Origin of the sequence: Hyphomonas chukchiensis, assembly GCF_000682695.1 — a bacterium.
GTDB lineage: Bacteria > Pseudomonadota > Alphaproteobacteria > Caulobacterales > Hyphomonadaceae > Hyphomonas > Hyphomonas chukchiensis.
Genome location: NZ_AWFG01000085.1, coordinates 124,104 through 135,119 on the forward strand (window position 1 = coordinate 124,104; position 11,016 = coordinate 135,119).

Consider the following 11,016-nt stretch of genomic DNA (forward strand, 5'->3'; position numbering starts at 1 on the left):
CGGTCGTGTTCCTTTCAGTGGTGGAGTGCAGAAGGCTGGAGCGACGGCAGGTTCGGCAGGACGAGCTGTAGGTCGGGCACAATCGGGCGAAGGTCATAACCATGCCGACCGAGCCCGCAGAGCGAGGCGACGGTCTCGACCCGGCGAGACCCATGTTGGCGCGCGATGAACACGACACTGTCTATCGTCTCAGAAATGAGATCATGTGGCACGTTCACGGCCGCCTCGCCGACCAGCTGTTCGAGTCGGGAAAGACCCGCCAGCGCAGAGTTTGCGTGCAGGGTCGCGATCCCGCCCGGATGGCCGGTATTCCAGGCCTTCAGCATGTCGAGGGCTTCGGCCCCGCGTACTTCGCCAATTACGATCCGGTCGGGCCTGAGACGCAAGGTCGAGCGCACAAGGTCTGACAGGGAGACCGATCCCGGCTGCGTGCGCAGTTGCACGACATCCGGTGCGCCGCAGGAAAGCTCGCGCGTGTCTTCCAGGATGACCAGCCGGTCGCCGGTCTCGGCCATTTCAGCAAGGAGCGCATTGGCGAGCGTGGTCTTGCCCGATCCTGTTCCCCCGACAACCAGGATATTCTGGCGGTCCAGGACGGCGCGCCGCAGGGCATCGGCATGGTGGCCACTCATCACGCCGGAGGCGACATATTCATCAAGCCGGATGACGCGTCCGGCCGGTTTGCGGATCGAGAAACAGGGGCCCGGCGCGACCGGCGGCAGGACGCCTTCGAACCGTTCGCCTCCCATGGGCAGCTCGGCCGACACAAGCGGCGCGTCCGCCGTCGCGTCACGCCGCATATGGGTCGCGACCAGCCGGATCACGCGCTCGACCTGGGCCGGTGCCAACACCGCGCCGCAGGCAGTACGCCCCGCGCCATGCCGTTCGATCCAGAGCCGGCCATCGGGGTTGACCATGATCTCGACGACCTGGGCGTCGGCAAGCGCCGCCATGATGACGGGCCCGAACGCGGTGGCCAGCATGTCGCTGGTGCGGATGAGGCTCTGGGCTTCACGCATCGATCCCGCTCCGCACGCCAAGCCGGTCGAGCTCGGCTTCGCTGACAAAGTCGGACGGCGCAGCAACGAACTCCTCGATGGCATTTTGCAGGATCCTGTCGCCGGAGCGCACGCTTTCGGCCACCTGACGAACAAAGAAATCGAACTTTAGGTCACCCTTGGCCCGCGCCGCATCGAGCTGGTCGGCCGGCACCGGCGGCGTCACGGTCAGAAAATAGCGGACATAAGTCGAGACCGTCTCGCCGAGGATCAGGTGGTGGCGTTCGAGCCGTCCGAACTGGCGGGTTAACCGATCAAGCCGCCGCGTGATGGCGGCGTCCCGCTGGTCGTCCGTGTCGCCAGCAAAGAAGGCCGCCAGCGCCCGGTCGACAATCTTGCTTTCCGACAGACCCGGTCTTTTCGCCATGGCCCGGAGCCGAACGAGATTTCCTGCAGAGATATAGGGTTGGATGCGCGGCTTCATTTGTTGCCCCGTCCAGTCAGGTCAATCCCGGTCGTCTGTTCCAGTCCGTCCGCAATCTGGATCGTATCGAACAGTCCCTGCTGGAGTGGCTGGCGAGGCCGGGACGGGCGGGCCGGCCCGGGCGACCGGGGTCCCTTTGGCCCGGAAGATCGGACTGGAGTGCCTGCGCTTCCAAAGCCCGGACCGCCTTCATCCGAGTCATCCGACACCGGTGGCACCATCAGACCTTCATGCAGGGTCCGGATCTGCTGACCCCAGCCATCCAGGCGAGCTGCGGGCAGGGCCTCACCATCCCGGGGCGGCTTCATGAGGCGTGAGGTGAAATTGCGATCGGCATAATAGCGTAGTTTCTTCGCCCGGATCGGCGGACAGCCGGCAACAAGGACAAGCTCCTCGGACGAGGGCAGCTGCATGACTTCGCCGGGCGTCAGCAATTGCCGGGCGGTTTCCTGGCGCGATACCATCTTGTGCGAGAGCCAGGGCGCCAGCCTATGGCCAGCATAATTCTTCATCGCGCGCTGTTCGGTCTTGGTCCCGAGCGCATCCGAAATCCGCTTGGCCGTGCGCTCGTCATTGGTCGCAAACGCCACCCGCACATGACAATTGTCCAATATGGCGTTCGATGGACCATAGGCTTTCTCGATCTGGTTCAGGGATTGCGCGATCAGGAAGGCTTTGAGTCCATAGCCCGCCATATAGGCCAGCGCACTTTCGAAGAAGTCGAGCCGGCCGAGGGCAGGGAACTCGTCCAGCAGGAACAGGACCTGGCTCCGCGACGAAGATGCTTCCACATCCAGATGCTCGGTGAGCCGCCGCCCGACCTGGTTGAGGATCAACCGGATCAGGGGTTTGGTCCGGGAGAGGTCCGAGGGCGGCACGACCAGGAACAGCGACAGCGGGCGCTTGCCTTCGACCAGGTCCGCAATCCGGAAGTCGCAACGTGAGGTCACTTCGGCCACGACGGGATCGCGATAGAGGGACAGGAAGCTCATGGCTGTGGAGAGGACGCCGGAGAGTTCATTCTCGGATTTGTTCATCAGCTCGCGGGCGCATTGCGCAATCACGGGATGGACCAATGGAGCCTCAGCGGTGCCGACATGGTTCGTGCGCATCATGATCGTGAGCGTGGCGCGGAAGGTGCGGTCGGGATCCGACAGGAAGCTTGCAACCCGCGCGAGTGTCTTCTCGCGCTCGGCATAGAGGACATGGAGGATGGCGCCGACGAGCAGGGAATGGGCGGTCTTCTCCCAATGGCTCCAGCGTTCCAGCATGCCTTCGGGGTCAACCAGGATATCGGCAATGTTCTGGACATCGCGCACTTCGCAGTCGCCGCGCCGGACTTCCATGAGCGGATTGAAATGCGCCGAGCGTTTGTCGGTCGGATCAAACCGGACACAGTCTGAGAAGCAGGAGCGCCAGCCGGATGTCAGCTGCCAGTTCTCGCCCTTGATGTCGTGCACCACGGCCGAGTGTGTCCACGACAGCAAAGTCGGCACGACGAGGCCGACGCCCTTGCCAGACCGGGTCGGCGCAAAGGCCATGACATGGTCTGGCCCGTCATGGCGCAGGTATGATCCTTCGGCCTGACCCAGGAACACGCCGGCAGGTTCGAGCAGCCCGGCCTTGCGCATGTCACCCTTGAGTGCCCAGCGCGACGAGCCAAACGTCGTCACCTTTTTGTCCCAGCGCGCCCGCAGGATCGATCCCGCGACCGCGATGACCACCGCAATGACACCGCCAGACGCCGCAATCTGACCGCCCCGTGCGAACACGTCCGGCGCATAGGCGTCAAACGAGAACCACCAGCCAAAGAATGCCCAGGGTGCATAGATCGGATAGTCCGCCAGCACGAACCATGGCTCGCCGAGCCGCGCCGACCAGCCAAGCTGAAAGGCCGTCCATTCAGTAGCCGTCCACACCGCCAGGACAATGACGGCGAGGACAATCAGGATCTGCCAGGAAAGGGTCGTGTTCGGTTTCATGTCCCTTAGGCTGGGCCATCCACCGTCTCATCGTCCAGAGTGAATATTGTGCAGAATCAGGTAGTTAAGCGCAGGAAAAAGGACGCTCAGGTAGGCGGAGAGTAGCAAAGCGTGGCAGCTGCGAGGCTGTTATTTCCCACAAGAAGCCCGCAAGCCCATTGTTCGTCATATGTTCCTGGCATAAGCCGCAGTCATGGAAGATGTTCGCCTCGATTGATGTTGCGATCCGTACTGCGCCCGCTCACACCAAGCGCGACCACAATGCCCAACTTGCCATTCAGCGCGACGAAGCCGCCGCCGATCTGACGAGCCATATCTTGCAAGCACTCACGAACTACCGTCGGGGGAAGCCGCTGACAAAGTCGCTGATTTGTCGACTCAGCGGCAAAGTAAGGTCTACACTGCTAAAGGATGATATTTTCAACCTACCAGATAAACTTCAAGGGTTAGGGCTGTCGGCAGTCGCACTTGCGTCGTTGGACAAAGAATCGCGCTATTTGTACTTCGGTTGGGATAGATTTTTTTGAACGGCACCCGTCAAAAGCAGCTGATTGCTGCGCACTAAGAGGGTTGCTTTTTTTGCTGGGCGGATCGGTTTAAATGAAATTTACTGTGCGGGACCTCCTCGAGACGTCTGGTGCTGAGAAAGTGCTTTCTGAAATCGGAACATTAGAACGTCTGCGAGAGCTTAACGCACACTACACACCCAATGCAGTAGCGGCGCTAATGGCGGAGTGGAGCATTCGAACCGGGTCCGAAAGTGTGCTTGAGCCGAGTGTCGGATCTGGCATGCTCATAAAGGCCTGCCTACTGCGCAGTAGGGAGGTCGAAGAAAGAACATCAGGAATCTCGGGATTGGTATGCGACGTAGATTCTGAAGCGATCCGGGCTTGCAAAACATTTGAATCAAACGGTTTTAGAACTCACTTAGGCGACTTTTTGTCTTTGTCTCCGGACGTGGCTGACCAATTTGATGTGGTGATAGCGAACCCACCATTTACCAGGAATCACTCGATTGATCCGACAAAACGGCGAGAGCTGCGTGAGCGCTTTAAACTTTCGGGTGCCGCGGGGATTTGGGTTCCATTCTTGCTTCACGCTACGTCGTTTCTTCGAATGGGCGGTCGATTGGCCGCAGTTGCGCCGGCTTCAGCGGTATTCACTCGATATGGGCAAGATATGCTTTCGCGGTTGTGCGCTCAGTTCGACTTGGTAGCGGTGTGCCAGCTAACGAGTCGAACAGAGTGGATCGGTACCGCGGAAGAAAGAGGGTGTCTCATATTCGCAGAAGGTCGATCGGCCAAGGGTTCAGCATCTTGGGAGACAATCCAATATGGCGAGCATGCCCGGGACTCGGCGAGCGGTGAAGGCCAGTCTATTGGTGGTGTTGAAAAGCTCATGGCCGCGTCGCACGAAATGACTGAACTCGGCGAATTCAGCATTGGGGCGGTGACTGGAAGGAACTCAGTTTTCTTGCTGAGCGAGCAAGAACGCGTCGCGTTTGGTATTCAAAAACGTGATGTTCGATCAGTGGTATCGAGGGCTAAGCACATTCGAGGAACTACGATCTCTACCACTGAATTACGTCAGCTGGCCAATGCCGGAGAGAAAACTTGGGTATTATATCCGGCCAAGCTCAGCCCGAGCGTAGAGGCGCGTCTTAGCATGATTCCGAAACCCGAGCGCTCTAAAGTCGTTTGGTTTTCCAAGAGGTCGCCATGGTGGAAGGTTGATTTAGGAAATCCATGCGACGCAATATTCACATACATGAATCATCGTGGGCCGAGACTTGTGCTCACCAAGTCGCGGATATTCTGCACAAATACGCTCCACCGGTTCTCGTTTCATAAAGGCATTGCCGAAGAACAGCGAGCCAGCGCCGCCTTATCCCTTCTTTCTTCGTTCGGACAACTGATGGCTGAGGAGTTGGGTCGTGCCTACGGAGGGGGGGTATTGAAGTTTGAACTGTCCGACGCGCGAAAGTTACCAGTTATTTTAAGCACGAAATCTGGGGCGTCCGGCGCATTGGCAGAAGCAGATGTGGCCCTACGAGCCGGAGATTATGAGTTAGCAACACAAATCGCGGACCAATTTCTTATGCCTCCAATTTTGGGGCGGTCTTGGAAGAAGTCAATTGCTGGTATTCAATCCGAAGTTAAGCGGCGTCGAATGATTCGGCACTCAAGTTCGAAACGAGCAAACAATGGCTAGGGAACAGTTATCGTTCGAAACAGATGCGGCAATTATTGCACGATTGGGGCAAGAGCTCGTTGCCAAGCAAGAGACCGCACTCGCTGAACTCGTCAAGAATGCTTTTGACGCGGACGCTACAGACGTTGTCGTCAGATTCTCGAATGAGTCTGGAAAGAACTTATTAGAGATTATCGACAACGGATTAGGAATGTCGAGAAAGGAACTCTTGGCTGGTTTCATGAGATTAGCGTCCGACACGAAAGCGCAGGAACCTAAGTCGAAGAAATTTAAGCGCAAACGAGCGGGACGAAAGGGGATCGGACGGTTTGCAGCGCAGCGGTTGGGAGCGCGACTGGAGCTTACCACGAGGGCTAAGGGCGAGAAGGACGCTCTTCGGCTTATCGTAGATTGGTCGAAATTTTCTGCGGGCACGAACCTGGAAGACGTTTCCGTGTTTCTCGAACCGGCAGAGCGCACGTCGATAGGGACGTCCTTAGTGATATCCGACCTCCGGGATGACTGGAGTGACTCGCAGATTCGCAGATGTTGGCGAACGCTTATTGCACTTCAAAAGCCGTTTCCAGTAGCCCCTGTATCGTCGGCGCCTTCCGACGACCCCGGGTTTCAAGTCAAATTCTTCAAGCAAGACTCACTATTCAGCGACGACACCTTGGTGGTCGATCTCAAGACCGAGATACTCGACCACCTGCATGCTCTAATAGAGGTGAAAGTGGATGAGGTTGGGGCAGCACGTTTTCGCATCCAAAAAAATAGATTTGGCGAGGCGCGTCCTTGGAGAAAGATTCACCATCTTACGCGGGAAGGCAATTTTGTTCCGAATTACGAGCATCTAAAAAACGTGTCGATGAAGGCGTATTATGTCGTTCTCGATCCTAGTTTGCTGCCATCGATCGTCTATACGCGTGTCCGCGATGTGTTAGGACGCGAAGGCGGAATAAGGCTATATCGGAATGGGTTTCGGGTTGTGCCATACGGGGAACCTGGGGATGATTGGCTCGGACTAGGCGTTCTGTATGCGAAAAGAAGCATGTTGGCACCGATCGCAAATCGAAACTTCTTTGGAGTTGTGGAAATCGAAGACCCAGACGTCGAGGATTTCGAAGAGCACACATCCAGAGAGGGGTTGATTGAAACGCCTGCTTTTGTTGAATTGAGATCCTTGCTGTCGTCCGCGTTAGGAACCGCTACACAGCAGCTAGCTGAGGACCGAGGAAGAAAGACCCGAGCGGGCCGCGCTACGACACCGCCTGCAAAATCCGATGAGCGATTCAGCGCACTGACGGAGTCTTTGCGTGACGCGCGAGAAGCAGCAAATGAAGTCGCGCAGCAAACCAAGACACCAGCTGCGCAAAATGCGGCAAAAAAAACTGCCCAAGCGCTAAGGCTTGTCCAATCAGAGATTAAAGAACTCGAGCATCTTAGAAGTTCGTATGCAGATGAGTCGGCGATGCTTCGTTTTCTGGCTACACTTGGCATGACGACTGCTGAGTTTAGCCATGAGACAGGCATGACGTTCGACGCTGTTAGATTAGACTTTTCCTACATATTTGAACGCGCCGAAAAAGAGTTCGGACAGGAAAAGAAGTTTATCCAGCATGCAGAGCGCGCAAAGGGAATGTTGGCTAGGCTAGATACGCTGACTTCGTACCTGAATACTCTCGCGGCTTCGAGGTCGCTTAGAGAAATAAGCTCCGTAAGTATGGCACGTGCAATTTCGGATTTTGAACGAGGAGTTAGGGATCAAGCAAGAGCTCAGTCTATCGAACTTGAGATCAGCATTCCTGAGTACGACGCACTTTTTACAAAGCCGATACACGGTGCCGAAGTTGCTTCTGTGCTGCTTAACTTTTACACCAACGCGGTCAAAGCAGTTCGGCGTGGCGGAGGCAAACGGAGAATGTTGATCTCGGCAGAACGCGAGACGGGAAAGGATGGACGAATACGAGTTCTTTTCTGTGATTCTGGAGACGGGATACCCGATAGTGCTAAAAGCAAGATCTTCGACGCATTTTTCACGACTTCTAGTGCCCCTTCGTCGCTCGAGAGTGATTCAGAGCATTCTAAGGGCACTGGCTTGGGATTATGGATTGTAAGGCAAATCGCTGAAAATTCCGGCGGCGACGTGAGAGTAGTGGCTCCCCCAAAAGGCTACTCAACTTGCTTTCAGTTTGCCCTCCCCGCGGAGGATGAAGATGGCCGTGATTGATGGATGGTTGATTGTAGATGATCAGCAAGAAGAACGGATGGCGTTTGCGGACCGGATTTCAAACCCTGGGGCCGGGATTAGGGTGACGCCGGTGTCGCCTTCGGAAGCGAGAATCTTATTGCTGTCGGAAAGAAATGTTCCCAAAGGCGTTCTTATGGATGTGCATCTTTCAGATGCCGAAGGTGAGTTAGGTACTGGGCCTGGGTTGGCACAGGACATCCGACTGAAGCAGCGATCGAAGGATATCGTTGGCGAGTACCCAATAGTTCGCTTTTCGAGAAAAACCATCTTGGCGGTTTCTGTCTATGGTGACCCGACAAGTATCGACCTGTTCGACCTGTCGGTCGACAAGGAAGAAATTCAAGAAAGCGTAAAGTTGATTCACTCGGCTATGCTTGGTGCCGAAGTGGTGTACCGTGAGCTCAGTAGGTCGAAAGACGGGGCAGTAGACCTTGTTCGAACCATTACAGGACTGACTGCCGAGCAGTTCGAAGAATGGGGGCACGGTTCCTTTGCGCGGCGCATGAGGGACGGTTTGAGCACATCTGTGCACGTAGCCGCCTTGGCGATATTTTCAGGGTTACTCGAACCGGCCGGACTCCTAATAGATCAAAATCTACTGAAGATTCGGTTAGGGCTGAATGCAGAGCAGACCCAAGATGCTTGGGCGCTACTATCCACGGATTTGGCGGAGTTTGGGTTTCGCGGAGCAGGGTATGAACATTTTCCTCGCTGGTGGGCGCGAGGTCTAGAAGATTGGTGGGATCGTTCCTTCGCATCTCATCACCCATTGGCGCTGTTGAGTATCAATGAGAGGTTTTCGCTTCTATCACAAAAGTATCCCGGCCTACAAAAGCTGGAGATGCCCAGAGGTAGTGCCGGCGACAGGCCGTGGCGTGTTTGCAGTCTGTCATTGGAACAAGACCGTTCAGACGTGGTTCCTGTCGACCCGGAATTCGCTGTTAGAATTACGGCTCGATCCGACCGACCTGTATGGACCGATCCTCAGTATGCTTCAGCAGCCGAAGCTTTCAGAAGACAAGACCCTCGTAGTGACGAAAACGATGTCGCGCGTCTCCAAAAGCTTTTGATCCGGGTGCCACAGTGACTTGGTCGAAGTTTGTCGGTGAACTTGATGCCTTCGCTGCGCAGCTAAATAAGCTGGACCAAACTCAGGCAACGGCGAATGCTTTGCAGGCCTTGAATTTGAGAACTGGCCACTGGCGGGCCAACCCGAGACTAGCTTCTTTACCAGAGGGAATTCCGATCCCTGTTCCAAGAAATAAAGCGTTGCTGCCGAATGGCCTAACGCTAGGGCAGGCATATCTGGCGTTCTCCTTTGAGCTAACAAATCTAGACGAGGAGATGCCCAGAAGAGCCGACTTCCAAGTTCGGGTGTTGGGAGAACTGCAATGTTCTTGGGGCCAAATTGAATTGGAGGACCACTGGCGCATTGATAGCGATCATGACTCGGTAAATACTGCAAATGAACCGCACCCTGCCTACCATTTCCAACGAGGCGGGCACGCTCAAGAGGCATTCGTAAATGGGGGGGCGTTTGTTCCGGGCAACATTCTTCCACAACCGGCTGAGGGCCATCAGTGGCGTGGATTGATGCAATACACCGGTCCACGAATGCTCACGCCGCCAATGTGCCCGATCTTAGCCGTGGATTTTGTGATAGGTCAGAACGATGGACCGCTATGGTCGAGGCTGCGAAATGTTCCTGAATACTCAAACATAATCCGCCAGTGCCAAAAACGGCTTTGGATCAATTTTTTCTCGCGACTAAATGACCGGACTAAACGCAAGAAATTGTTGGGGCGCATGATGGTGGAATAGTTATCTCGGATCGACGTTTTAGCTGGGTCGACGATCATCGTTCCGGCCCGAGCTTTCGGCCCTGCGTCCAAGAAGCCACCCCACCCCGCATCACTCCCGACACACTCATCCCGCGGCTCCGCTCCAGTACGTCCCGCCAGGGCACAATCGTAAAATCCTGCGTCCGCTCAATCACTGCAAACTTTCCGCTGACCCGCGACACCGGCTCACGATAGACTCCGTCGACATGCCCCCGCGCTGGCGCCGGAGAATACGGCTTCCCGATCTCCTCACTCAGCGTCCGCCCCGCGTGCGCCAGGTCTCGCCGGAGCAGTTCCGATTTCTGTGCCGGTGTCAGCGCCTTCACATCATTCGCCGCAATCCCGATCTCGGCCAGGAATAGACGCCGCTTCAGCTGCGCATCCATCACCTCCCGCCCGAACCCCAGCGGGACGCCGATAGGCGTGGGTGCCTCATCCAGCCAAGTCACCCCCAGCGCATGTGTCTGCTCTGCCAGGCCCATCTCCGAGTGCACCAGCATGGCAACTGACCGAATCCGTGCCTGCGTACGCTCATAGACGCGCACCTTGGCTAGATAGTCCTCCGGAATGTTCCAGTTCGCATCAACTGAGCGTTCGACATGCCCCTGACGCCGGAGCGCCTCCAGCCTCCTTACATGCGCCGTGATAAATTCAGGTGACGCACGCGGATCGTCGGTCTGGTGCAATCCCGCAGAATAGGCCCCGCCATTCTTCTGTGCGATCCGGTCTATCGCGACGTCAGAGCGCTTCGGCTCCAGGTCCGGCGGCGATAACGTCACGATAGCCCCCCGCCTGATCTCTGCAAGCTGCTCCGCACCACCGAGCTCGGCATAAACTGCCCGCCCATCCAGCCCGTCAATGATCGCATAAGCCCGGTCATGCGACTCGCCCGTCAGACCCATTTGAAGGACTGAGCCTGTCACCTTCCGGCCATCCGGATCAGATCGGTCAAAGATTGCATCCGTATCGAGGCGGCGGCCACTCGTTCCGGCCAACGCCCGGTTCATCGTCTTGATGATGTCGCCACGCTCGCCAAGTAATTTCAGTGTCGCCTTGAACTTCGCATCGAGCTGCCAGTGGCCCGCTCCCAATTTCTCAGCAAGGCCGAGCCGCTCCAGCGTCCGTAATCGCGCCGCATGCAGGGTACGGTATCTCGCCGGGCTGTCCTTCATTTCGAGCAGGTGATCCTCGCCCGCCTGCCGGTCCAGGAATTGATCGATCCGGGTCAGCCGTTCAGCGGTCGCCTCGGCATGGAGTTTCCGCTCCTGTT

The 11,016-nt window shown here is 56.7% G+C and carries 9 protein-coding genes; 5 read left to right on the plus strand and 4 right to left on the minus strand.

Annotated elements, in window-relative coordinates; genetic code table 11:
- Nucleotides 1–14: 14 nt before the first annotated feature.
- From trbB to HY30_RS18115, 3 genes are read right to left on the minus strand one after another with little or no spacing between them, the layout of a single operon-like run.
- The gene (gene trbB / locus HY30_RS18105; RefSeq protein ID WP_206741505.1) at nucleotides 15–1,019 is read right to left on the minus strand and encodes a P-type conjugative transfer ATPase TrbB; all 1,005 of its coding nucleotides are present in this window, start codon (nucleotides 1,017–1,019) and stop codon (nucleotides 15–17) included.
- Nucleotides 1,012–1,425: a CopG family transcriptional regulator gene (locus HY30_RS18110; protein WP_155839416.1), complete on the minus strand. Its 414-nt coding sequence runs from the start codon at nucleotides 1,423–1,425 to the stop codon at nucleotides 1,012–1,014. Before HY30_RS18110 ends, trbB begins: the two co-directional genes overlap by 8 nt.
- A 53-nt stretch (nucleotides 1,426–1,478) precedes the next feature.
- A complete protein-coding gene (locus HY30_RS18115; RefSeq protein WP_081812362.1) occupies nucleotides 1,479–3,464 on the minus strand; it encodes a conjugal transfer protein TraG in 1,986 nt (661 codons plus the stop codon).
- 200 nt (nucleotides 3,465–3,664) lie between these two features.
- On the opposite strand from HY30_RS18115, the gene HY30_RS18120 reads away from it, so the two are divergent.
- From HY30_RS18120 to HY30_RS20135, 5 genes are all read left to right on the plus strand, one after another.
- Nucleotides 3,665–3,991, plus strand: a complete 327-nt coding sequence (locus HY30_RS18120; protein ID WP_034744353.1) for a hypothetical protein — start codon at nucleotides 3,665–3,667, stop codon at nucleotides 3,989–3,991.
- Between the two features lie 73 nt (nucleotides 3,992–4,064).
- The gene (locus tag HY30_RS19870; RefSeq protein WP_081812363.1) at nucleotides 4,065–5,675 is read left to right on the plus strand and encodes an HsdM family class I SAM-dependent methyltransferase; all 1,611 of its coding nucleotides are present in this window, start codon (nucleotides 4,065–4,067) and stop codon (nucleotides 5,673–5,675) included.
- Nucleotides 5,668–7,884 (plus strand): sensor histidine kinase, encoded by a 2,217-nt coding sequence (locus HY30_RS18130; RefSeq protein WP_034744359.1) that lies wholly within the window; start codon nucleotides 5,668–5,670, stop codon nucleotides 7,882–7,884. The genes HY30_RS19870 and HY30_RS18130 overlap by 8 nt, the downstream gene beginning before the upstream one ends.
- The gene (locus HY30_RS18135; RefSeq protein WP_034744362.1) at nucleotides 7,871–8,992 is read left to right on the plus strand and encodes a hypothetical protein; all 1,122 of its coding nucleotides are present in this window, start codon (nucleotides 7,871–7,873) and stop codon (nucleotides 8,990–8,992) included. Before HY30_RS18130 ends, HY30_RS18135 begins: the two co-directional genes overlap by 14 nt.
- Complete coding sequence (locus tag HY30_RS20135; protein ID WP_155839417.1) at nucleotides 8,989–9,726, plus strand: hypothetical protein; 738 nt, start codon at nucleotides 8,989–8,991, stop codon at nucleotides 9,724–9,726. Before HY30_RS18135 ends, HY30_RS20135 begins: the two co-directional genes overlap by 4 nt.
- Nucleotides 9,727–9,760: 34 nt before the next feature.
- Here HY30_RS20135 and HY30_RS18140 read toward each other — a convergent pair.
- Nucleotides 9,761–11,016 (minus strand): DUF3363 domain-containing protein (locus HY30_RS18140; RefSeq protein WP_034744364.1); only part of this gene is annotated, 1,256 nt, incomplete at its 5' end.

Coding starts and splice junctions, on each gene's coding strand:
- trbB (WP_206741505.1), bottom strand. CDS start 1,019: ATGCGTGAAGCCCAGAGCCTCATCCGCACCAGCGACATGCTGGCCACC.
- HY30_RS18110 (WP_155839416.1), bottom strand. CDS start 1,425: ATGGCGAAAAGACCGGGTCTGTCGGAAAGCAAGATTGTCGACCGGGCG.
- HY30_RS18115 (WP_081812362.1), bottom strand. CDS start 3,464: ATGAAACCGAACACGACCCTTTCCTGGCAGATCCTGATTGTCCTCGCC.
- HY30_RS18120 (WP_034744353.1), top strand. CDS start 3,665: ATGTTCGCCTCGATTGATGTTGCGATCCGTACTGCGCCCGCTCACACC.
- HY30_RS19870 (WP_081812363.1), top strand. CDS start 4,065: ATGAAATTTACTGTGCGGGACCTCCTCGAGACGTCTGGTGCTGAGAAA.
- HY30_RS18130 (WP_034744359.1), top strand. CDS start 5,668: ATGGCTAGGGAACAGTTATCGTTCGAAACAGATGCGGCAATTATTGCA.
- HY30_RS18135 (WP_034744362.1), top strand. CDS start 7,871: ATGGCCGTGATTGATGGATGGTTGATTGTAGATGATCAGCAAGAAGAA.